The 21,623-nt window shown below is 71.2% G+C and carries 18 protein-coding genes and 3 tRNA genes; 12 read left to right on the forward strand and 9 right to left on the reverse strand.

Translation table 11 applies throughout. The features are described 5' to 3' along the window. Positions 1 to 89 precede the first annotated feature (89 nt). The 4 genes from ACSUPV_RS27935 to ACSUPV_RS27950 all read left to right on the forward strand — a co-directional run bounded on the left by ACSUPV_RS27935 (position 90) and on the right by ACSUPV_RS27950 (position 6,165). The gene (locus tag ACSUPV_RS27935; protein ID WP_031111792.1) at positions 90 to 1,367 is read left to right on the forward strand and encodes a deoxyguanosinetriphosphate triphosphohydrolase; all 1,278 of its coding nucleotides are present in this window, start codon (positions 90 to 92) and stop codon (positions 1,365 to 1,367) included. 164 nt (positions 1,368 to 1,531) lie between these two features. Next, on the forward strand, positions 1,532 to 2,797 hold the full coding sequence (locus ACSUPV_RS27940) for an NAD(P)/FAD-dependent oxidoreductase (RefSeq protein WP_031111793.1): 1,266 nt from the start codon (positions 1,532 to 1,534) through the stop codon (positions 2,795 to 2,797). 48 nt (positions 2,798 to 2,845) lie between these two features. Beyond that, on the forward strand, positions 2,846 to 4,768 hold the full coding sequence (dnaG, locus tag ACSUPV_RS27945) for a DNA primase (RefSeq protein WP_031111795.1): 1,923 nt from the start codon (positions 2,846 to 2,848) through the stop codon (positions 4,766 to 4,768). A gap of 86 nt (positions 4,769 to 4,854) precedes the next feature. Further along, positions 4,855 to 6,165: an RNA polymerase sigma factor gene (locus ACSUPV_RS27950; protein ID WP_436948791.1), complete on the forward strand. Its 1,311-nt coding sequence runs from the start codon at positions 4,855 to 4,857 to the stop codon at positions 6,163 to 6,165. A 156-nt stretch (positions 6,166 to 6,321) separates the two neighbouring features. Here the strand turns inward: ACSUPV_RS27950 and ACSUPV_RS27955 are convergent, their stop codons facing one another. The 4 genes from ACSUPV_RS27955 to ACSUPV_RS27970 all read right to left on the reverse strand — a co-directional run bounded on the left by ACSUPV_RS27955 (position 6,322) and on the right by ACSUPV_RS27970 (position 11,990). Beyond that, on the reverse strand, positions 6,322 to 8,250 hold the full coding sequence (locus ACSUPV_RS27955) for an ABC transporter ATP-binding protein (RefSeq protein ID WP_031111799.1): 1,929 nt from the start codon (positions 8,248 to 8,250) through the stop codon (positions 6,322 to 6,324). After that, a complete protein-coding gene (locus tag ACSUPV_RS27960; RefSeq protein ID WP_436948792.1) occupies positions 8,250 to 9,983 on the reverse strand; it encodes an ABC transporter ATP-binding protein in 1,734 nt (577 codons plus the stop codon). Before ACSUPV_RS27960 ends, ACSUPV_RS27955 begins: the two co-directional genes overlap by 1 nt. Before the next feature lie 102 nt (positions 9,984 to 10,085). Further along, complete coding sequence (locus ACSUPV_RS27965; protein ID WP_382615375.1) at positions 10,086 to 11,534, reverse strand: xylulokinase; 1,449 nt, start codon at positions 11,532 to 11,534, stop codon at positions 10,086 to 10,088. A 150-nt stretch (positions 11,535 to 11,684) separates the two neighbouring features. Continuing rightward, complete coding sequence (locus tag ACSUPV_RS27970) at positions 11,685 to 11,990, reverse strand: YtxH domain-containing protein (protein WP_031111805.1); 306 nt, start codon at positions 11,988 to 11,990, stop codon at positions 11,685 to 11,687. A 158-nt stretch (positions 11,991 to 12,148) separates the two neighbouring features. Here ACSUPV_RS27970 and ACSUPV_RS27975 point away from each other — a divergent pair. The 6 genes from ACSUPV_RS27975 to ACSUPV_RS28000 all read left to right on the forward strand — a co-directional run bounded on the left by ACSUPV_RS27975 (position 12,149) and on the right by ACSUPV_RS28000 (position 15,476). Continuing rightward, positions 12,149 to 12,221: transfer RNA gene (locus ACSUPV_RS27975), tRNA-Asn, on the forward strand. 5 nt (positions 12,222 to 12,226) lie between these two features. Further along, a tRNA-Asn gene (locus tag ACSUPV_RS27980) sits at positions 12,227 to 12,299 on the forward strand. A 178-nt stretch (positions 12,300 to 12,477) separates the two neighbouring features. Next, positions 12,478 to 12,554: transfer RNA gene (locus ACSUPV_RS27985), tRNA-Ile, on the forward strand. A 274-nt stretch (positions 12,555 to 12,828) separates the two neighbouring features. Further along, positions 12,829 to 13,062 (forward strand): type II toxin-antitoxin system VapB family antitoxin, encoded by a 234-nt coding sequence (locus ACSUPV_RS27990; protein WP_031111806.1) that lies wholly within the window; start codon positions 12,829 to 12,831, stop codon positions 13,060 to 13,062. After that, positions 13,059 to 13,466, forward strand: a complete 408-nt coding sequence (locus ACSUPV_RS27995) for a PIN domain nuclease (RefSeq protein WP_425247524.1) — start codon at positions 13,059 to 13,061, stop codon at positions 13,464 to 13,466. Before ACSUPV_RS27990 ends, ACSUPV_RS27995 begins: the two co-directional genes overlap by 4 nt. 327 nt (positions 13,467 to 13,793) lie before the next feature. Then, on the forward strand, positions 13,794 to 15,476 hold the full coding sequence (locus ACSUPV_RS28000) for an SWIM zinc finger family protein (protein WP_436948793.1): 1,683 nt from the start codon (positions 13,794 to 13,796) through the stop codon (positions 15,474 to 15,476). A 64-nt stretch (positions 15,477 to 15,540) separates the two neighbouring features. Here ACSUPV_RS28000 and ACSUPV_RS28005 read toward each other — a convergent pair whose 3' ends face one another. The 3 genes from ACSUPV_RS28005 to ACSUPV_RS28015 all read right to left on the reverse strand — a co-directional run bounded on the left by ACSUPV_RS28005 (position 15,541) and on the right by ACSUPV_RS28015 (position 17,338). Next, the gene (locus ACSUPV_RS28005) at positions 15,541 to 15,954 is read right to left on the reverse strand and encodes a PIN domain nuclease (RefSeq protein ID WP_037767911.1); all 414 of its coding nucleotides are present in this window, start codon (positions 15,952 to 15,954) and stop codon (positions 15,541 to 15,543) included. Continuing rightward, positions 15,951 to 16,208: a type II toxin-antitoxin system VapB family antitoxin gene (locus ACSUPV_RS28010; RefSeq protein WP_382615374.1), complete on the reverse strand. Its 258-nt coding sequence runs from the start codon at positions 16,206 to 16,208 to the stop codon at positions 15,951 to 15,953. Before ACSUPV_RS28010 ends, ACSUPV_RS28005 begins: the two co-directional genes overlap by 4 nt. A 248-nt stretch (positions 16,209 to 16,456) precedes the next feature. Then, positions 16,457 to 17,338, reverse strand: a complete 882-nt coding sequence (locus tag ACSUPV_RS28015) for a helix-turn-helix transcriptional regulator (protein WP_436948794.1) — start codon at positions 17,336 to 17,338, stop codon at positions 16,457 to 16,459. A 198-nt stretch (positions 17,339 to 17,536) separates the two neighbouring features. Between ACSUPV_RS28015 and ACSUPV_RS28020 the strand changes: the two genes are divergently transcribed. Together ACSUPV_RS28020 and ACSUPV_RS28025 are read left to right on the forward strand one after the other, a co-directional pair. Continuing rightward, positions 17,537 to 17,947: a (R)-mandelonitrile lyase gene (locus ACSUPV_RS28020; RefSeq protein WP_037767902.1), complete on the forward strand. Its 411-nt coding sequence runs from the start codon at positions 17,537 to 17,539 to the stop codon at positions 17,945 to 17,947. 47 nt (positions 17,948 to 17,994) lie between these two features. After that, positions 17,995 to 18,762 (forward strand): SDR family NAD(P)-dependent oxidoreductase, encoded by a 768-nt coding sequence (locus ACSUPV_RS28025; protein ID WP_436948795.1) that lies wholly within the window; start codon positions 17,995 to 17,997, stop codon positions 18,760 to 18,762. Positions 18,763 to 18,771: 9 nt separating this feature from the next. Here the strand turns inward: ACSUPV_RS28025 and ACSUPV_RS28030 are convergent, their stop codons facing one another. Both ACSUPV_RS28030 and uppS read right to left on the reverse strand, forming a co-directional pair. Next, positions 18,772 to 19,680: a hypothetical protein gene (locus ACSUPV_RS28030; protein ID WP_051649261.1), complete on the reverse strand. Its 909-nt coding sequence runs from the start codon at positions 19,678 to 19,680 to the stop codon at positions 18,772 to 18,774. After that, positions 19,677 to 21,548, reverse strand: coding sequence for a polyprenyl diphosphate synthase (uppS, locus tag ACSUPV_RS28035; RefSeq protein ID WP_382615372.1), 1,872 nt, complete (start codon positions 21,546 to 21,548; stop codon positions 19,677 to 19,679). The genes ACSUPV_RS28030 and uppS overlap by 4 nt, the downstream gene beginning before the upstream one ends. Positions 21,549 to 21,623 lie beyond the last annotated feature (75 nt).

Genomic DNA, 21,623 nt, shown 5'->3' on the forward strand with positions numbered 1-21,623 from the left:
ACGAGACGTCACCTGAGAGACACCCGCCACACAACGGAACCCGGCACACGCTCAGGCGCACGGCACACCCATGCCCGTACTGTCGACCCATGGCAGGCACCCCGACGAACCCCCCGGCCTACGACCCGACGTCAGTCGACCGCTGGGCCCCGGAACCAGACAAGCGCCCCGGCCGCACCGCCTTCCAGCGCGACCGGGCCCGCGTCCTGCACAGCGCCGCCCTGAGAAGGCTCGCCGGCAAGACCCAAGTGGTGACGCCCGGCACGCTCGGCCCCGCCTGGGACGCCAGCCCCCGCACCCGCCTCACCCACTCCCTCGAATGCGCCCAGGTCGGCCGCGAACTGGGCGCCGCCCTCGGCTGCGACCCTGACCTCGTGGAAGCCGCCTGCCTCTCCCACGACCTCGGCCACCCGCCCTTCGGCCACAACGGCGAACAGGCCCTCAACGAGTTCGCGGCCGACTGCGGCGGCTTCGAGGGCAACGCCCAGTCCCTCAGACTCCTCACCCGCATCGAACCCAAACGGTTCACCCCGGAGGGCTCCGTCGGCCTCAACCTCACCCGCGCCGCCCTCGACGCCGCCACCAAGTACCCCTGGCCCCGCGGCGCCCACCCCACCGACCCGGCGTCGCACAAGTTCGGCGTCTACGAGGACGACCGCCCCGTCTTCGACTGGGTCCGCAAGGACGCCCCCGGCACCCGCACCTGCTTCGAGGCGCAGGTCATGGACTGGTCCGACGACGTCGCCTACTCGGTGCACGACGTGGAGGACGGCCTGCACGCCGGCCACATCGACCCGAACTGCCTGCACGCGGAGCCCGAACGCCAAGACGTCTTCCAGGTCGCCCGCGGCCGGTACGTCCCCGCCGACACCGACCCCGCCGAACTCGCCGAGGCCCTCGACCGGCTCCTCGCCCAGGAGTGGTGGCCGCACGGCTACGACGGCACCGCCGTCGCCCAGGCCCGGCTGAAGGACGCCACCAGCCAGCTCATCGGCCGCTTCTGCCTGGCCGCCGAGACCGCGACCCGCGCCGCCTACGGCACCGGCCGGCTCACCCGGTACGCCGCCGAACTGGTCGTCCCGCGCGCGACCCGCATGGAGTGCGCCGTCCTCAAGGCCGTCGCCGACCTGTACGTCATGCAGCGCGCCGAGCAGGAGCGGCTGCGCGCCGACCAGCGCGTCGTCGTCGCGGAACTGGCCGAGGCGCTCACCGCCCGCGCCCCGGACGGCCTGGACCCGCAGTTCCGCGCCCTGTTCGACCGGGCACCGGACGACCGCGCCCGCAAGCGGGTGATCGTCGACCAGATCGCCTCGCTCACGGACACCTCGGCCCGTTCGCTTCACGCCCGTCTGACGGGGCACGCATGAGACTGACGGGAAACGAGGGGTTCCAGCACGCCCGATGGTGACCCTCCGTGGCCTGATCGGGTCACTCCCTCTTCCCGCATCACGCTCCGTGCGGGACGCTCGCAAGTGGCGACACCCGCTGTTTTCCGGGGAGACACCCCCCGACCCCCCGTAGGAGGCATCAAGTGGTCGACGCGGATCAGACATTCGTCATCGTCGGAGGCGGACTGGCCGGCGCCAAGGCGGCCGAGACGCTCCGCGAGGAGGGCTTCACCGGCCGCGTGATACTGATCTGCGACGAACGGGACCACCCCTACGAGCGCCCGCCGCTGTCCAAGGGCTACCTCCTCGGCAAGGAGGAACGCGACAGCGTCTTCGTGCACGAGCCCGCCTGGTACGCGGCGCACGACATCGAGCTGCACCTCGGCCAGACCGTCGACGCGATCGACCGCACGGCCAGGACCGTCCGCTTCGGCGACGACGGCACGGTCGTCCGCTACGACAAGCTGCTCCTGGCGACCGGCGCCGAGCCCCGCCGCCTCGACATCCCGGGCACGGACCTGGCCGGCGTCCACCACCTGCGCCGCCTCGCCCACGCCGAGCGCCTCAGGCACGTCCTGACCCACCTCGGCCGGGACAACGGCCACCTCGTGATCGCGGGCGCCGGCTGGATCGGCCTGGAGGTCGCGGCGGCGGCCCGCGAGTACGGCGCGGAGGTCACCGTGGTCCACCGCGGGCCGACCCCGCTGCACTCCGTCCTCGGCCCCGAGCTGGGCCAGCTCTTCGCCGAGCTGCACCGCGACCACGGCGTCCGCTTCCACTTCGGGGCCCGGCTCACCGAGATCGTCGGCCAGGACGGCATGGTCCTCGCGGCCCGCACGGACGACGGCGAGGAGCATCCGGCGCACGACGTCCTCGCCGCGATCGGCGCGGCCCCGCGCACCCACCTCGCCGAGGCGGCCGGCCTGGAGGTCGCCGACCGCGCCCACGGCGGCGGCATCGTCGTCGACGAGCGGCTGCGCACCTCCGACCCGGACATCTACGCCACCGGCGACGTCGTCTCCTTCCCGCACGCCCTCTTCGACACGCGGCTGCGCGTGGAGCACTGGGCCAACGCCCTCAACGGCGGCCCGGCGGCGGCGCGCTCCATGCTGGGCCGCGACGTGACGTACGACCGCGTGCCCTACTTCTTCTCCGACCAGTACGACCTGGGCATGGAGTACTCCGGCTGGGCACCGCCGGGCAGCTACGACCAGGTGGTGATCCGGGGCGACGCGGGCAAGCGCGAGTTCATCGCGTTCTGGCTGAAGGACGGCCGGGTGCTGGCGGGCATGAACGTGAACGTGTGGGACGTCACAGACAAGATCCAGCGCCTGGTCCGTTCCCGGGCCCAGGTCGACACCGAGGCCCTCGCAGACCCGCACGTGCCGCTCGACAGCCTGGCCCCATAGCCGTCGGGAGCCGTCAGAGCTGTCAGTCCACCACCGTAGAATTCACGCGTGGCAGGACGGATCAACGACGAGGACGTGAAGGCGGTACGGGACGCGGTCCCGATCGACGCCGTGGTGTCCGAGTACCTCCAGCTGCGCAACGCGGGCGGCGGCAACCTCAAGGGTCTCTGCCCGTTCCACGACGAGAAGTCGCCCTCCTTCCAGGTCAGCCCCGCCAAGGGCCTGTTCCACTGCTTCGGCTGCCAGGAGGGCGGCGACACCATCACGTTCGTGATGAAGATCGACCACCTCACGTTCTCGGAGGCGGTCGAGCGCCTGGCCGGCCAGGCGGGCATCACCCTGCGCTACGAGGAGGGCGGCTACAACCCCTCACACCAGCGCGGCGAACGCATCCGCCTGGTCGAGGCCCACAAGATCGCCGCCGAGTGGTACGCGGAACAGCTCGCCACCAGCCCCGAGGCCGACACCGGCCGCGTCTTCCTCGCCGAGCGCGGCTTCGATCAGGCCGCCGCCGTCCACTTCGGCGTCGGCTACAGCCCCCAGGGCTGGGACCACCTCACGCGCTACCTGCGAGGCAAGGGCTTCACCGACAAGGAGCTCCTGCTCTCCGGCCTCTCCCAGGAGGGCCGCCGCGGCCCCATCGACCGCTTCCGCGGCCGCCTGATGTGGCCCATCCGCGACATCGGCGGCGACGTCGTCGGCTTCGGCGCCCGCAAGCTCTACGAGGCGGACAACGGCCCCAAGTACCTCAACACGCCCGAGACGGCGATCTACAAGAAGTCCCAGGTCCTCTACGGCATCGACCTGGCGAAGAAGGACATCGCCAAGGCGTCCCGCGCGGTCGTCGTCGAGGGCTACACGGACGTCATGGCCTGCCACCTCGCCGGTGTCACCACCGCCATCGCCACCTGCGGCACCGCCTTCGGCGGCGACCACATCAAGATCCTCCGCCGCCTCCTCATGGACAACGGCTCGGCCCGCGTCATCTTCACCTTCGACGGCGACGCCGCCGGCCAGAAGGCCGCCCTGCGCGCCTTCGAGGACGACCAGAAGTTCGCCGCCGAGACGTACATCGCCATCGCCCCCGACGGCATGGACCCCTGCGACCTGCGCCTCGCCAAGGGCGACGAGGCCGTCGCCGACCTGGTCGAACCCCGCACGCCACTCTTCGAGTTCGCCCTGCGCCAGATCGTGAGCCGCTACGACCTCGACACCCCGGCGGGCCGCGCCGCCGCGCTGGACGAGGCCGCCCCGATCGTCGCCCGCATCAAGAACAGCGGCGCCCAGCACGAGGTCGCCGTGCAGCTCGCCGGCATGCTCGGCATCCTCGACACGCAGTTCGTGGTCAAGCGCGTGGCCCAGCTGGCCCGCTGGGCCCGCGAACGCGGCGGCAAGTCCGGCCCCGGCCCCGAGCGGCACCGCCAGGGGCAGCAGTACGCCGGCCCGCCCCAGCAGACCGCCCCCCGCGGCCCGGCCCTCAACCTCCGCAACCCCGTCTACGCCACCGAACGCGAACTGCTCAAACTCGCCCTGCAGCGGCCCGAGCTGGTCTCCCCGGCCTTCGACGCGTACGGCGTCGACGAGTTCACGGCCCCGCCCTACGCCGCCGTACGCCAGGCCATCCTGGACGCGGGCGGCGCCGAACCGGGCGTCGCGGACCCGCAGGACTACCTGGTCAAGGTCCGCGAGGCCGCCCCGGACGACGCGGTCCGCGCGATGGTGACGGAGCTGGCCGTCGAGGCGATCATGCTGCACAAGGGCGTGAAGGGCGTCGACGAGACGTATGCCGGCGCCCAGTTGGTGACGGTCCGCCGCCGGGCTGTGGAGCGCCGCATCCGCGACATCACCGGCCAGCTCACCCGCCTCGGCACGAACGGCGACCCGGCCCAGCTGGCCGCCGTCCAGAACGAGCTGTGGGTCCTCCAGCAGTACGACCAGAACCTGCGGGAGCACGGCGCCGCCGCGCTCTGACGTCACCGCGCGGTCACGGACGGGAAGCAAAAAGTCATCGCACGCCCCTCGTGGCGACGATGTGTCTTACCCCACACTGGGTTGCGGTGCCTGAGTCCTCGGAGCGCGGCCGATCCGTCACCGACGGGTCCCAGATCCCCGCGGTTCCGCTCATCGCGTACGGGACGGAAAGCGGCGAGGCCGTCGACTCCGCCCCCGAAGTACCGCTGCCGCACCCCCTGGCAGCGATCATCCTGGAGGTCGCCCCCGTGCAGACCCAGACCCTCACCCAGACCGACGTCGGTGCCGCCCTCGGCGCCGACGGCACAGCCCCGGACGCGGAGGCCGACGCCCTGTCCGCGGTCCCGGCGCAGAACCGCGTCACGCACCACCCCGAGACGGAGCCGGAGGAGCCGCCCGCCGAGGCCGTCGAGGCCGCCGAGTCCGTCGAGGCGGCCGAGCCTCCCGAAGCCGTCGAACCGCCCCCGGCCCGCACCGAGACCGGCGGCCCCTCCTCGGACCTCTTCCGCCAGTACCTGCGGGAGATCGGCCGCATCCCCCTGCTGACCGCGGCCGAGGAGGTCGAACTCGCCCGCCGCGTCGAGGCCGGCCTGTTCGCCGAGGAGAAGCTGAGCAACACCCCCGACCTCGACAGCCAGTTGGCGCTGGACCTCGACCGCCTCGTGGTCATGGGCAGGATGGCCAAGCGCCGCCTCATCGAGGCCAACCTGCGCCTGGTCGTCTCCGTCGCCAAGCGCTACGTCGGCCGCGGCCTGACCATGCTCGACCTCGTCCAGGAGGGCAACCTCGGACTGATCCGCGCCGTCGAGAAGTTCGACTACGCCCGCGGCTACAAGTTCTCCACCTACGCCACCTGGTGGATCCGCCAGGCCATGTCCCGCGCCCTGGCCGACCAGGCCCGCACGATACGGGTTCCGGTGCACGTCGTGGAGCTCATCAACCGCGTCGTCCGCGTCCAGCGCCGGATGCTCCAGGAGCGGGGCTACGAGCCGACGCCCGAGGAGGTCGCCGCGCACCTGGACCTGCCGCCGGAGCGGGTCGGCGAGGTGCTGCGCCTCGCCCAGGAGCCGGTGTCGCTGCACGCGCCGGTCGGCGAGGAGGACGACGTCGCCCTCGGCGACCTCATCGAGGACGGCGACGCGACCTCTCCGGTGGAGTCGGCGGCGTTCCTGCTGCTCAGGGAGCACCTGGAGGCGGTCCTGTCCACCCTGGGGGAGCGTGAGCGGAAGGTGGTCCAGCTCCGCTACGGGCTGGCGGACGGCCGCCCCCGCACGCTGGAGGAGATCGGCCGCATCTTCGGCGTGACCAGGGAACGGATACGGCAGATCGAGTCCAAGACCCTGAACAAGCTGCGGGATCATGCCTTCGCGGACCAGCTGCGGGGTTATCTGGACTGATGCCGTCCGCGGGCCGGTGAGGGTTGGTCGCGCAGTTCCCCGCGCCCCTGAAGGGACGTCAGCCGCACGTACTCAAGGGGCGCGGGGAACTGCGCGATCCGCCCCCACCGGCCCGCAGCCGCCCCGCGACCCCACTCGGCACCCCCGTGACGCGACTCAGTCCACTTCCGCCACCGCCTGCGCAAACTGTGCCTGGTACAGCCGCGCATACGCCCCGCCGGCCGCCAGCAGCTCGCTGTGCGTGCCCTGCTCGACGATCGCCCCGTTCTCCATGACCAGGATCGCGTCGGCGTCCCGGATCGTGGAGAGCCGGTGCGCGATGACGAACGAGGTCCGCCCGTGCGCGAGTTTCGCCATGGCCTTCTGGATCAGCACCTCGGTCCGGGTGTCGACGGAACTCGTCGCCTCGTCCAGCACCAGGATCACCGGGTCGGACAGGAACGCCCGCGCGATGGTGATGAGCTGTTTCTCACCGGCGCTGACACCCGTGCCCTCGTCGTCGATCACCGTGTCGTACCCGTCCGGCAGCGTCCGGATGAACCGGTCCGCGTGCGCCGCCCGGGCCGCCTCCTCGATCTCCCCGCGGGTCACCTTCCGGGCCGCCCCGTACGCGATGTTCTCCGCGATCGTGCCGCCGAACAGCCAGGTGTCCTGCAGCACCATGCCGATGCCGGCCCGCAGCTCGTCCCGGGACATCCGCGCGATGTCGACGCCGTCGAGAGTGATGCGCCCGCCGGTGACCTCGTAGAACCGCATGAGCAGGTTGACCAGGGTCGTCTTGCCCGCGCCGGTCGGGCCGACGATGGCCACCGTCTGCCCGGGCTCGACCTTCAGCGACAGGCCCTCGATGAGCGGCTTGTCGGGGTCGTAGCGGAACGACACGTGCTCCAGCGCCACCTGCCCGCGCAGCTCCTCGGGCCGCACGCCCGGCACCGGGTCGGCACTCTGCTCCTCCGCGTCGAGCAGTTCGAAGACCCGCTCGGCGGAGGCGACACCCGACTGCACCAGGTTCGCCATGGACGCGACCTGCGTCAGCGGCATGGAGAACTGCCGCGAGTACTGGATGAACGCCTGCACATCACCGATGGACAGCGAACCCGAGGCGACCCGCAGCCCGCCGACGACCGCGACCAGCACGTAGTTCAGGTTCGACACGAACATCATCAGCGGCTGCATGATCCCGCTGTTGAACTGCGCCCGGAACCCCGCCTCGTACAGCGCGTCGTTCTGCTCGGCGAACTGCTGCGCCGACTCCTCCTGCCGCCCGAACACCTTCACCAGGGTGTGCCCGGTGTACATCTCCTCGATGTGCGCGTTCAGCTTGCCCGTGGAGCGCCACTGCTGCACGAAGTGCGGCTGCGACCGCTTGCCCACGCGCGTGGCCACCACGTACGACAGCGGCACGGTCACCAGCGCGACCAGCGCCAGGATCCAGGAGACGTAGAACATCATCGCGAGGACGCCGATGATGGTCAGCACCGAGTTGATGAGCTGCCCCATCGACTGCTGCAGCGTCTGCCCGATGTTGTCGATGTCGTTCGTCGCCCGGGACAGCACCTCGCCGCGCTGCCGCTTGTCGAAGTAGGACAGCGGCAGCCGCGACAGCTTCGTCTGCACGTCCTCGCGCATCCGGAACATGGTGCGGTTCACCGCCCGGTTCACCAGCCGCGTCGCCACCGCCATCAGCAGCCCGGCCACCGTGAACACGCCCAGCGCGAGCAGCAGCACATGCCCGACGGTGGTGAAGTCGATGCCCTCGCCGGGGGTGAAGTCGGTGCTGCGGAGCATGTCGGCGACGTCACCGTCCCCGCGCTGCCGCATCTCCTCCAGGACCTGCTCCTTGGACGCCCCCTCGGGCATGCCCCGCCCGACGATGCCCGCGAAGACCAGGTCGGTGGCCTTGCCGAGGATCTTCGGCCCGACGACGTTGAGACCGACGCTGAGCACCACGCACAGCAGCAGCGCGTAGATGGTGATCCGCTCCGGCCGGAACCGCGCGACGAGCCGTTTGCCCGACCCCTTGAAGTCCAGCGAGCGCTGGTCGGGGCCGCCCCCGGCCATCATCCGCCCCATGGGCCCGGCCATCAGGCGGCCTCCGCTTCCGTGAGCTGGGAGAGCACGATCTCCCGGTAGGTCTCGTTGTCCGCCATCAGCTCGTGGTGCCGCCCGGTGCCGACGACGCGGCCCTCGTCGAGGACGACGATCCGGTCGGCGTCCCGGATGGTGGCCACCCGCTGGGCGACGATCACCACGGTCGCCTCGGCGGTCTCCTGCGCGAGCGCCGCCCGCAGGGCCGCGTCGGTGGCGTAGTCGAGCGCGGAGAAGGAGTCGTCGAAGAGGTAGATCTCCGGGCGCTGCACCAGCGTCCGGGCGATCGCGAGCCGCTGCCGCTGCCCGCCGGAGACGTTCGTCCCGCCCTGCGCGACGGGCGCGTCGAGCCCGCCCTCCAGCCCCTCGACGAACTCCTTGGCCTGCGCCACCTCCAGCGCGTGCCACAGCTCCTCGTCGGTGGCGTCCGGGTTGCCGTACCGCAGGTTGGTCGCCACCGTCCCCGCGAAGAGGTACGGCTTCTGCGGCACCAGCCCGACGGTCCGCGCCAGCAACCGCGGATCGATCTCCGCCACCTCGACCCCGTCGACGAGCACCTGCCCCTCCGTCGCGTCGAACAGCCGGGGCACCAGCCCGAGCAGGGTCGACTTGCCGCTGCCGGTCGAGCCGATCACAGCGGTGGTCTCACCCGGCCGGGCCACCAGGTCCACGGCCCGCAGCACCGGCTCCTCGGCACCCGGATAGCGGAAACCGGCCCCGCGGATCTGCAGATGCCCGTGCCGGCGCAGCTCCCGCACCGGTGCCGACGGCGGCACGACGCTCGACGAGGTGTCCAGCACCTCCTGGATGCGCTCGGCGCACACCTCCGCGCGCGGCACCATCATGAACATGAAGGTGGCCATCATCACGGACATCACGATCTGCATCAGATAGGCGAGAAACGCCGTCAGGTCACCGATCTGCATCCCGCCGCTGTCGATCCGGTGCGCCCCGAACCACACCACGGCGATCGACGACAGGTTCACCACCGTCATGACGATCGGGAACATCAGCGCGAGCAGGTTGCCGGTGCCCAGCGCGAAGTCGGTGAGATCGGTGTTGGCCTTCCGGAAGCGCTGCTGCTCGTACTCGTCCCGCACGAAGGCCCGGATGACCCGGTTGCCGGTGATCTGCTCGCGCAGCACCCGGTTCACCGCGTCCAGCCGCTCCTGCATCGACCGGAACAACGGCCGCAGCCGCCGCACGATCAGCGTCACGCAGATCCCCAGCACCGGCACGACCGCCACCAGCACCCCGGACAGCGGCACGTCGAGACCCAGCGCCAGCACGATGCCGCCCACGCACATGATCGGCGCCGACACCACCAGCGTGAACGTCATCAGCGCCAGCATCTGCACCTGCTGGACGTCGTTCGTCGTCCGGGTGATCAGCGACGGCGCCCCGAAGTGACCGACCTCACGCGCGGAGAACGACTGCACCCGGTCGAACACGGCAGCGCGCACATCCCGCCCGAGCGCCGACGCCGTACGGGCGCCGTAGTACACGGCCCCGACGTTGCACACGACCTGCACCAGGGAGATGGCGATCATCAGGCCGCCGTAGCCCATGATGTAGCCGGTGTCGCCGTTGACGACACCCTGGTCGATGATGTCCGCGTTCAGCGTGGGCAGGTAGAGCGTGGCGCAGGTCTGCAGGAACTGCAGCAGCACCAGCAGGGCGATGGGTCTCTTGTACGGCCGGAGATGGGATCGCAGAAGTCGTATGAGCACGCTGCTTCTCTCGGAGTGGGCGAGGGGGCGGTTGGTTGCCCTTGGCCCCTATCGTCGAACACTCCACCGGCGTTACCTCAACCCAATTAACCCAACAGGCGGTCAGAACGCTCCGGGGTGGGTCTGCTCCCGCACCGCCACGAACTGCTGCCGCACCGCCTGCCCCACCGCCAGTTCCTCCCCGGGCTCCAGCACCTGAGCGACCGCGCCCTGCCACAGTGGCGGCATCCGCGTGTCGAGCGTGCCCTGCGACACCCCCAGCGCCCAGGCCGCCTGCCGGGCGGCGCCGATCGCCGCGTAGTCCGCGGGCTGCGGCACCACGACCTGTGTCCCGAACAGCGAGGGCGCCGCGGCCTGCACGGCGGGCAGCTCGGCGGCCGGACCGAGCAGGAACACCCGGCGCACCTCCACACCCCGGGCGCGCAGCACGTCCAGCGCGTCCGCGAGCCCGCACAGCATGCCCTCGAACGCCGCCCGGGCCAGATGCTCCGGCTTCATCGACTCCCGCCTGAGCCCCGCCAGGGTCCCGGCGGTGTGCGGCAGGTTCGGCGTCCGCTCGCCCTCCAGATAGGGCAGCAGCACCAGCCCGTGCGACCCGGGCGTCGACTTCATCGCCAGGTCGGACAGGCTCTCCAGGTCCGGCATCCCCAGCAGTTCGGCGGCCCCGCGCAGGGTCCGCACGGCGTTCAGCGTGGTGACGACGGGCAGGTGCATGCCGGTCGCGTCGGCGAGCGCGGTGATCATGCCCGAGCCGTCGACGAGCGCCTCGGGGTGCACGGCCATCACGGACCCGGACGCACCCAGCGACACGACCGCGTCACCGAGGCCGATGCCCAGCCCGAACGCCGCGGCCATGGTCTCGCCCGTCCCGACGGAGATCAGCAGCCCCTCCGGCGTCGTACCGGCGGCGTCCGCCGGGCCGATCACCTCCGGCAGCATCACCTGGTGCCCGAGCGCCAGCTCGACCAGGTCGGGCCGGTAGGCGCCGGTCGCCGCCGACCAGTACCCGGTCCCGGACGCCCCGCCCCGGTCGGTCGTTCTCCTGACCGGCCGGCCCAGCAACTGCCACACCAGCCAGTCGTGCGCCTGCAGCAGGATCGCGGTGCGCTGCGCGTTCTCCGGCTCGGTCCGCGCCAGCCAGCGCAGCTTCGTCACCGGCTGCGCGGCCTGCGGGACACACCCCACGGCCTGCGCCCACGCCTCGCGCCCCCCGAGCGCGTCGACCAGGTCGGCGGCGGCGACCTGCGTGCGCTTGTCGTTGCCGACCATCGCCGGGCGCACGGTGTTGCCCTGCGCGTCCAGCGGCACGACGGCGTTCTGCTGCGCGGAGACGCCGATCGCCTGCACGCCCTCCAGCAGCCCGCCGCCCGCGGCCTCGCCCAGGGACAGCAGCCAGGCCTGCGGGTCGACGTCGGACGGCCGGCCGCCGCCCTCGGGGCTCTCCACCGGATGCGGTGCATATCCCTGCCTGAGCACGGCTCCGGTGTCCGTGTCACAGACGACGATACGAGTGAAATCGGGTGAACTGTCCAACCCGGCGACTATCCCCATGGCCAAAATTCTGCCGTACCGCTGCACTGGCTCGGGCCGTGGGCGCCGTAGGGGTGCATGCCGGGTTTCGGGTGCGGGTGCTTCGTGGCTGGTCGCGCAGTTCCCCGTGCCCCTGAGCAGATGACCGTGTCCGGCACCACAGCCGAACTGTTACGTATTGCTCGTACCCCAGTCGTCCTCACCGCCGTTGTGGGTGGCCCGCTCCCGGAGGTGGCGGACGCGGTCGGCGACCGAGTCCGGGACGCGGTCGCCGACCTTGTCGCTGACCACGTGGTAGGCCTTGCCCGCGATCTCGCGGCCCTGCTGGGCCGCGGACTCCGCGGTGTTGCGGACGGCGGGGTTCTGTGCGAACTGCCGTGCCGACTTCTTCAGCTGCTCGTAGCGCTCGCGTCCGGCCCTCGTGCCCAGCACGTAACCCAGGACGACTCCGGCGACGAACGTGAGCCGGTAACGCATGGCGGCCACCCTTCCCTTGCGTAGGTCTCCGGTGCGGCGTCGGCGCCGGGGAGTACCGATTGGCGAAGCACCCCCCTGCTTGCGCTAATGTATGTGTCGCAGCGAGCGCGCGCCCCCTGGCGAATACCCAGGTAGGTACGTTCGATGCAACGAGACCTTCCTCGGTAGCTCAATTGGCAGAGCAGCCGGCTGTTAACCGGCAGGTTACTGGTTCGAGTCCAGTCCGGGGAGCTCGGTCCTCCGTAGCTCAATTGGCAGAGCAGCCGGCTGTTAACCGGCAGGTTACTGGTTCGAGTCCAGTCGGGGGAGCATGGTGAACGAGGACCCCTCAGGGGTCCTTTTTCATGTCCGGTGGAACCGTCCGGCCCGCGGCGGAGTCATCAAGGTCACGAGCGCAGTGGTCGAGCCGACCATCCGAAGCAGGAGATCGTATGAGCGGCTATGCTGCGGCAGACGGCGCGCACACTTGTACGCGACACGCCGCTATGGGGCGGTAGCTCAGCCGGTTAGAGCAGCGGACTCATAATCCGTCGGCCGTGGGTTCGAGTCCCACCCGCCCCACCACTCGCTACGCGAGGAGAATCGATCTGGCCAGCGACTATGCGGGCTGGATAGCGAGTTGAGGGACGCTCGTAGAGCGTCTACATACGTGTTTTCATGATCCGCAGGACAGATTCGGGACGCCGATTACGGTCAAGTCGGCCATAGGTCCCATGGGGTGATTCGTGCCGGGGTGCAGCAGGCCCCACTGGTGAGCGGTCTTTTGGTATCGGTCGTCGCATGCAATGTTGGCGATGTATCTTGGATGCATACATTGCGTATGTTGGAGGTGTCCCCGGTGTCCGTCACTCAGATTGATCTCGACGACGAGGCGCTGGCCGAGGCCATGCGGCTCATGGGTGCCACGACGAAGAAGGAGACCGTCAACGCGGCGCTTCGGGACTACGTGGCGCGGATCAAGAGGCTCGAGGCCGCGGAGAAGCTGGCCGCGCGAGGTGAGCGCGGCGAGTTCGAGCAGGCCGCGGCGGCGCATGAAGCCGAGAAGCGTGCGCGGCGCGAGGCCTTCGAGTGATCACGTATCTGGTGGACACCTCGGCTCTGTGGCATCTGTTCCGTACCCCAGGTGCGCTGCGCCCCTGGGAGGGACACATCGCCGCCGGGGTGTTCCACATCTGCGAGCCGACACGTGCCGAATTCCTCTACTCGGCGACCAGCCCGTCTCACCGAGATGAGCTGGCCGAGGAACTGGACGCGCTCTGTCTGCTCTCTCCGGTTCCAAAGAACGCCTGGCGGTGGGTCGACACCGCCCAGTACAAACTGACCCAGAGGGGCCAGCATCGGGCGGCGGGAGCGATCGACCTGTTGGTGTGTGCGACAGCTGTCCACCATGGGCACACCGTCCTCCACGTGGACAATGACTTCGCGACGGTGGCCGGAGTCCTCAAGGAAGTTCAGCAGCGAGACGCACGAGCCTGATCTCCGGAGGCAGGAACACGTCTGTCGGCTTCTGACCTCGGTGATTTGACGTCTCCGGGGCGCATCACTACGACCTGTCCCCGCATGCGCGAGGCCTACGTGTGCAGGTCGTCCAACGTCGTGGCGACGTAGGAGTCATCCCCGCGTACGCGGGGCCGAAGGTCAGAATGGAAGCGCACACGGACATCTCACCCGCCCACGTCATCGCTGGTGCGCCGAAGTCCCCCTGCTCGATGGGGTGCTCAGTCGTCGCACGCGACCACACATGTTGACTGCCGGGTCTGCTCCGGTTTCCAAAGAGCTGCCGATCCACAGTTGAATGCCGGTGTGGCACGGAAAGTGGTGGGATTCGGCGAGGGCGATCTGAAGGCGCTGGCCGGGGCTCGGTCCTTCGAGCGCGGGCTGGGGTATCTGGACGCGGTGAGTGGTCTGGACGTGGGAGAGGGCTCGGTCACCGCCGTGGTGCACGGTACGGATGTCTACGAGGTGGAGCTCACGCTCGACGGGGGTGACGGGATCTCGGGATGGTGCGGTTGTCCGTACGGGCAGGAGGGCAACTTCTGCAAGCACTGTGTGGCGGTCGGGTTGGCCGTGTTGCGGCGGGCGAAGACGATTCCGCAGCAGTGGGCCGCGGCGCGGGCACGGTCCTCCGGCTTGGAAGCGTGGCTTTCAGGGCTGTCACGCGACCAACTCCTGGTGCTGGTGCGGGAGCAGGTCGCCGAGGACCGGGAACTGCGCCGACGTTTGGAGCTGCGGGCAGCCGCTGCTCGCACCGACCTCGGTACGGTCCGGGATCGGATCATCGCGCTGATCGATCCGCGGCCGTTCGCCCGGTACGGGTACATCGAGTACGCGGATGCTTCCGGGTATGGACGACAGGTGGCCGAGGCGGCGAGTGCCCTGCGTGCCTTGACCGCCGACGGGGAGGCCGCGCAGGCGGTCGCTCTGGCCGAGGAGGCGCTCCGGGTGCTGGGAGAGACGTACGGGGAGATCGACGACTCGGACGGCCTGGTCGGGGAGGCCGTCGCGGCAGTGGCGGAGGTCCATCTGGAGGCCTGCGGGGTCGCACGCCCCGATCCGGAGCGGCTGGCGGAGTGGCTGGTAGGACGTCTGCTCGCCGACGACAGCGATGTGACGGACCTGGATCCGCTCGACTATGCCGACGTGCTGGGGCCGAGCGGACTGGCCCGCATTCGGCAGCTGGCGGCCGAGGCACTCAGGCGCAGGCCATCCGGCTGGGCGGAGAGGTATCTGATGGAGCGTCTGATCAAGGCAGAGGGTAACGTCGACGCGTTGGTCGCTCTGCATGCGCAGGACCTCGGCCCGACCGGTGCAACCCATCTGCTCATCGCCGAGGAGGTGGAATCGGCGGGACGTGCGGACGAGGCGCTTGCCTGGGCGGAGCGCGGGCTCCGGGCCTGCGCCGCCGAGACGTACATCGACGGCCGTCTGGTCGACTACGTGTGCGCGCGGTACGCGCAGACGGGGCGGGCGGCCGACGCGGTCGCGGTGCGCCGGGACCGGTTCCGTCTCGAGCGGTCCCTGGCCGCCTACCGGCAGTTGCGCTCCGTCGCCGGGGCGGCGGACTGCTGGGAGGCCGAGCGCGCGGCGGCGCTGGCTACCTTGGAGGAGGAGGCCCGTCGTGAGCGCGGCGGCCGGTACGGCGGGCCCGTACTGATCGACGCGTTGCTCGATGACGGCGACCTGGACGCCGCCTGGCGGGAGGCCGCCGGCCGCGCCGACGACCGGCAGTGGGCGCAGCTCGCCGATCAGTCGCGCGAGACGCGCCCGGCCGAGGCGCTCGGCGTGTACCTGCGGCTGATCGAGCGGTCGAAGGAGCCGACGGGTGACCGCGCCTACGAGCACCTGGCACGGCTGCTCCAGGCTGCCCGTGACTGCCATCGCGCGCTGGGGACCGAGGACGCGTTCACTCTCTTTCTCACCGACCTGCGGATGGAACTGAAACGCAGGCGGAAACTGATGAGCGTCCTCGACCGGCACGGACTGTGAAGGTGGGCGGGCCCGGCGGCCGCTCGTCCGCGTGCCGGACGGCGCCTGACGGTCCTGAGTCCGGTCAGTTCCTGAGATCGATCCTCCGTACGGGCTGTCCGGTCGCACGGGCGATCGTCTCGAAGTCGCGGTCGTAGTGGAGCAGGGTCAGCCCCGCCTCTTCAGCGGCGGCGGCGACGAGCAGGTCGACAGGGCCCGCACTGCGGTGCTCGCCCTTGGTGGTGAGCAGTTCCTGGACGACGCGTGCGCGTCGGTAGATGCCGTCGGGCATGGGGCACCACGTGTAGTGGGCATCCAGTGCGCGCTTCACACGCTCCCGGTCCGCCGCCGAGCGGGCTGAGTAGAGGACTTCCAGTTCGGTGATGTCACACAGGGCGACGAGTCCCGCGGCGATCCTGTCGTCCCACTCGGCCGTGGTCCGTCCGAGCAGGACGCGGGCGAGGGCGGAGGTGTCGATCAGGTAGTCGGCGACAGTCACCCATCTGCTCCCGCGTCGTGGACACCGTCCTGCCCGCCGGTGGGCCGGTACTTGCTCTTGTCGAGGAGGATGTCCATGTCGAGGGCGCCTTCGGCGACCAGTTCGCGGGCCTCTCCGAGAGCGCGCAGTCGTCGGTAGCGGGCGGTGATCTCCCGCAGGGCAGTGTTGATGGTGTCGCGCTTGGTCGTGGTGCCGAGCTCCCTGGCTGCGGCCTCCAGCGCTTCGTCGTCGAGATCGATCACGGTGCGGCTCATAGCGACCCCCTTGTATATCCGGAGTTATATATCAATATACATGCTCGCATGTGCCTAGCGGAGGGGTCCCGCCCCGCCGGAGGGCTGGCGGGAGGGCTCTCCGGGGACCGCCAGGGGACACGCAGGGGACGGAAGGGCCGAAGGGTCAGGAAGGCAAGATCAGAAAAGGACTCATAATCCGTCGGCCGTGGGGTCGAGTCCCACCTGCTGCCCCACTGCGCAGGTCCATGACCTGCGTGAATGTCTCGTCATGCCTGGTGGGCGGGCGAGTCGGCCCCTTGGGTGGCGGCCCAGGACGCCAGGACGCGGAGGGCCTCCTCCGAGGGGGAGCCGGGTTCGGCGGTGTAGACGGTGAGGGTGAGGCCGGGTTCCGCGGCCATCTCCATGGCCTCGTAGGCGACGGTGAGTCCGCCGACGGCCGAGTGGTGGAAGCGCTTCGTGCCGGTGCCGTGGTGGCGGACGTTGTGGGCTCCCCAGCGCGTGCGGAACTCGTCGCTGCGGGTGGACAGTTCACCGACGAGGTCGTGCAGGTCCTTGTCGTGGGGGTTGCGGCCCGCCTCGGTGCGCAGGATGGCGACGGCGATGTCGGCGGCCCGGTCCCAGTCGGGGTAGAAGCGGCGTGAGGCGGGGTCGAGGAAGTTGAAGCGGGCGAGGTTCGCCTGGTTCCTCGGTGTGGCGTAGACATCGCTGTAGAAGGCGCGGGCGAGCTGGTTGGCGGCCAGGATGTCCATGCGGCCGTTGCGCACGAAGGCCGGTCCGGTGGTGATCGCGTCCAGGGTCCACCGCAGACTGCGGTGCGCGGTCCACTGCCGGGTGGAGCGGCGCCGGGGGCGCGTGAGAGCGTCGGTGCCGTCGGCGGCCTGCGCCAGGTGGAGGAGGTGGGCGCGTTCCGCGTCGTCGAGCCGGAGGGCGCGGGCGACGGCTTCGAGGACGGCCGGGGAGACGCCGGCCAGGTTGCCGCGCTCCAGCTTCGCGTAGTACTCGACGCTCATGTCGGCGAGGGCCGCGACCTCGCTCCTGCGCAGGCCGGGAACGCGCCTGCGGCTCCCGGCGGGCAGGCCGGCCAGCTCCGGAGTGATCTTCGCTCGCCGCGAGGTGAGGAACTCGCGGACCTCTTCACGGTTGTCCACCCCTCGACGGTACGGCGTGCCCGCCGTGGGACGGGTGTACTGCCGGTACACCCCTCGACGGTGACTGGTTGCGCGCGGGCGGAGGGCGTTGCCTGGAGGGCGTGGTGCTTTTCGCCCGGCCGTGCTCGCGGACCGCCCCCGGCCGTGCTCGCGGACCGGGTGAGGCGCGTGACGCTCACGACGAAGGAAAGACAGACCTTGCAGATCACCCGCAGCTCGATCGACACCGTCAAGGGCCCGGCCGACTGGTTCACCGGCGACGTCTACATCGACGCCGTCGCGGCGGCGCCCGCCCCGTCCCGGGTCAGCGCGGCCCTGGTGCACTTCATGCCCGGAGCGCGCACCCACTGGCACCGCCACCCGCTGGGCCAGACCGTCTTCGTCACCGAGGGGGTCGGGCTGTGCCAGCGCCGGGGCGGGCCGGTCGAGGTCATCCGGCCCGGCGACCGCGTTCTGTTCGAGGCCGACGAGGAGCACTGGCACGGCGCCGCGCCGAACCGGCTGATGGTGCACCTGGCCATCAACGAGGGCGACGCCGACCACGACGTCGTGCACTGGCTGACCCCCGTCACCGACGAGGAGTACGCCGCGGCACCGGCCACCGACTGACCGGCCGCTCCGGCCCGCGCCCACCCCGCAACACCCAGGAGGCACAGATGAACCCCAGCTACGACTTCGGCGGGCAGGTCGCCTTCGTCACCGGCGCCGGCTCCGGCATGGGCCTGGCCACCGCCCGGGCCTTCGCCCGGTCCGGCGCCGCCGTCGCCCTGACCGACGTCGACGGCACCGCCCTGAACACGGTCGCGGAGCAGCTCGTCGGCGACGGTCACCAGGTACTCGCCCTGACCTGCGACGTCAGCGACGAGGACCAGGTCGCGGCCGCCGTCGACCGCACGGTCGAGACCTTCGGCCGCCTCGACATGGCCTACAACAACGCCGGCATCCAGATTCCGCCCGTCGACGCCGCGGAGGAGAGCGCCGAGCAGTTCGACCGCGTCCATGCCGTCAACCTGCGCGGGGTCTGGACCTGCATGAAGCACGAACTGCGGCACATGCGCGCCCGGGGCAGTGGCGCGATCGTCAACTGCTCCTCCCTCGGCGGCCTCGTCGGCCTCCCCGGCCGCGCCTCCTACCACGCCACCAAGCACGGCGTGATCGGCCTGACCGGCAGTGCCGCCCTCGAGTACGCCCCGCGCGGCATCCGCGTCAACGCCGTATGCCCCGGCACCATCGACACGCCCATGGTCAGCGACATGATCGCCAGGGAGGAACTCGACCGGGCCGAGGCCGAAGCCAATCAGCCCATCAACCGGCTGGGCACCGCGGAGGAGATCGCCGAGGCCCTCCTGTGGCTGTGCAGCCCCGGGGCCGCCTTCGTCGTCGGCGTCGCGCTCCCGGTCGACGGCGGCTACGTCGCGCAGTGAGCGGTCCGCTCAGACGTCCTCGAAGACGGGGAAGCGAGCCGGCTGGGCGATGCCCGCCTGCTTCAGCTGCTCGACCGTGGACTCCAGGCCGCTGAGACGCGACTCCAGCGCGGGCCCGGAGACGCGGTGGTGATGGTGGTCCTCCGGGCCGCTCCACGGCGGGTCGAAGCTCCACGGGACCGGACCCGTCAGCTCGTTGGCGGCCATCCAGTCGTCGATCCGGGCGTCCACCCAGCCGTGCAGCTTCCAGAAGACCGGGTTCACATGCGCCGAGTAGGTGTCGGCGAGCCAGTCGTACTCGGAGTCGTCCCAGCGGGGATCGACGCTGAAGACGTCCCCGCCGGGCCGGTAGGCGGGCATTTCGGCGGCCCAGCGCAGATGCATCCGGTTGTGGATGCCGAACTCGATCCGGGCGCCGAGGCGGCGGAGCGTCATCTGGCGCAGCCTGGCCGGGTCGGTGAACTCCGCCTCCCAGGCGCGGATCTGATCGAACGAAGCCTGGGTCTTGGCACTCCGGATGGCGTCGGAGGTCGCGGCGTCGTCCGGGATGTCGAAGGCGGGCGGGACCGGGTACGCGGTGTCATCGGGAGCGGGGACCGTCGGCCACCCCTCCACCCGGGGGTGCTGCGGGTCACCCACCTCCGCGAGGATCTCGTCGACCGAGGCGATCATCTCGCGGTGCATGTACAGGAAGTCCTCGCCCGAGCCGTTGTCGCGCTCGACGGACCGGACGCCGGTGACAGGGTGCGGCGCCGTCAGGGAGGGGCGCGGCGGATCCCAGCCGTGGTCGCGGAAGACCGCCTTCTCCTGCGGGGTGAGGACCGCCCAGGAGTCGCGTGCGGTGTGCCACAGCATGTGGTGCAGGCGCATGGCCCGCGCGGCCATGGCGTCGATCACGGGCTTGGGGAAGGCGTTCATGTCACTCCACCGTTCTCTTGCGCTCTGTTTCCACTGTGACGTAGGACACCTAGTGGTGCATCCGGGTGCAGAGCCGGGCCGGGTGGAGCGGTGCCGTGGCGGCGTTGGCGGTGGGTGTACGCGGTGACCGCCCGCCACAGGTCGCGGCGGTCGGTGTCGGGCCAGAGGCCCGGGGTGAAGTGCAGCTCGGCGTAGGCCGTGTGCCAGGGCAGGAAGTTGGAGGTGCGCTGCTCGTTGCCGGTGCGCCAGAGCAGGTCCACGTCCGGCAGGTCCGGCTGGGGCAGGTGGCGCGCGAAGTCGTCCTCCGTGATCAGGTCGGGGTCCAGGTGGCCGCTGCGGGTCCGGCGGGCCAGGGCGGCGGCGGTGCGGGTGAGTTCGTCCCGGCCGCCGTAGTCGATGCACATCGTCAGGGTCAGGCCGGTGCGGGTGCGGGTGGTGCGCTCCCGGAGGTGGAGGAGGTCGACCAGGTCGGGAGGCAGGCGGCCGGCGCGGCCGTGCCAGCGCAGGCGGACGTCGAGATCACGGAAGGGATCGTCGTCCAGTTCGCGGCGCAGGACGTCGAGGAGCGCGTCGACCTCCTCGGTGTCGCGGCTCCAGTTCTCGGTGGAGAAGGTGTAGAGGGTCAGGTGCCGCAGGCCCAGCTCCAGCGCGCCGTGGACCACCTCGCGGGCGGCGGTGGCGCCGGCGCGGTGGCCCTCGTGCCGGGGCAGGCCGCGCTGCTGGGCCCAGCGCCCGTTGCCGTCCATGATCACGGCGACGTGGTGGGGGAGCCGGCCGGGCGGGATCCGCGGGGGGCGTTGGCCGCTGGGGTGGGGCGGCGGGAGGCGGAGGACGGCAGTGGGTGCGGGACGGGCGGCCGCGGGGGGCCGGTGCGGGCCGGGCCGCTGCGGTGGCGGCACCGTGAGCGGGGTCAGGCTCCAGGCCAGGGCGGCGCGGGCCCGGGCCGGGGCGAGGATGCGGGTCCGGATGCGGAGCGAGGGCCGGGGCCGGGCGCGCAGGAGGGCGGGACCGGCGGAGTCGACGGCGTCGAGCTGGGCGCGCAGCAGGGCGGCCATCGTCTGCAGCACGGTGGCGGGGCCGGGGTGCATGCCGCGGACGAGGGAGTCCTGGGTCACCCACCGGCGGGCCAGTCCGGTCAGGTCCGTGACCAGGGCGGCCACGGCGGGACTCCAGCGGCGGCGCACCAGGTCGTCCGCCGACCCGGGGTGCCGGTCGAGCGCCTCCTCGGGCAGGAGGAGGTCGCCCTGGGCGAGGTCGGCGGACAGGTCGCTGAGGATGTCGGTGAGCCGGACGCCGTCGAGGAACTCCTCGTAGCTCTCCCGCGTGTCCAGGCGCAGCGCCACGGGAACGCCGGAGCGGTCGAAGACGGTGCGGACCTGGCCGAACCAGGGCAGCAGGTTGTCCCGGCCCCAGGCGCGCCACGCGGTCCAGTCGCCGAAGCGCCGGCCGTCGGTGTCGTCCCGGACCTGGGTCATGGCGTCGTGCAGTTCGGACAGGTCCAGGCGCCAGCGGGTCGCCGTGTCCACCAGGGCGCGGCGGACCGGGTCCGGGCTCGTCCCGGTGGGCAGTTCGCGGTGCAGGGCGGTGATCCAGGCCTCGACCCGGGCGGCCCGCTCGGCAGCCGGCGCGGTGCGGTCGTCGCCCAGGTCGTCGAGGGCGTTGGCCGCCGCCCACAGGGCGTGCAGCGCCGGGCGCAGGGGCGCGGGCACCAGCTGGATCAGCGCGTACTCCGCCGGGTCCTCGGCTCTGGTCCGGCGCCGGCACAGGCGGTAGGCCGCCCGCAGTGCCGGGTCGTCGCCGGTGACCGGCGGTGCGGAGGGCTCGCGTCCGTCTGCCGGTGCTGCGGTCGCGGGAGGCACATCGCTCACACCGAGGACGGTACGTCCTGGGCGTGCGGCGGCGTGCCTGTCTCCGACGCCGTGTCGTCCCGGTCTTCGACGCGG

This window comes from Streptomyces sp. SudanB52_2052, assembly GCF_964272415.1.
GTDB classification, from domain to species: domain Bacteria; phylum Actinomycetota; class Actinomycetes; order Streptomycetales; family Streptomycetaceae; genus Streptomyces; species Streptomyces olindensis.

Excerpts from the sequence above, each read along its gene's own strand:
- ACSUPV_RS27935 (WP_031111792.1), top strand. The coding sequence starts at position 90 with ATGGCAGGCACCCCGACGAACCCCCCGGCCTACGACCCGACGTCAGTC.
- ACSUPV_RS27955 (WP_031111799.1), bottom strand. The coding sequence starts at position 8,250 with ATGGCCGGGCCCATGGGGCGGATGATGGCCGGGGGCGGCCCCGACCAG.
- ACSUPV_RS27965 (WP_382615375.1), bottom strand. The coding sequence starts at position 11,534 with ATGGGGATAGTCGCCGGGTTGGACAGTTCACCCGATTTCACTCGTATC.
- ACSUPV_RS27970 (WP_031111805.1), bottom strand. The coding sequence starts at position 11,990 with ATGCGTTACCGGCTCACGTTCGTCGCCGGAGTCGTCCTGGGTTACGTG.
- ACSUPV_RS28010 (WP_382615374.1), bottom strand. The coding sequence starts at position 16,208 with ATGAGCCGCACCGTGATCGATCTCGACGACGAAGCGCTGGAGGCCGCA.
- ACSUPV_RS28025 (WP_436948795.1), top strand. The coding sequence starts at position 17,995 with ATGAACCCCAGCTACGACTTCGGCGGGCAGGTCGCCTTCGTCACCGGC.
- ACSUPV_RS28030 (WP_051649261.1), bottom strand. The coding sequence starts at position 19,680 with ATGAACGCCTTCCCCAAGCCCGTGATCGACGCCATGGCCGCGCGGGCC.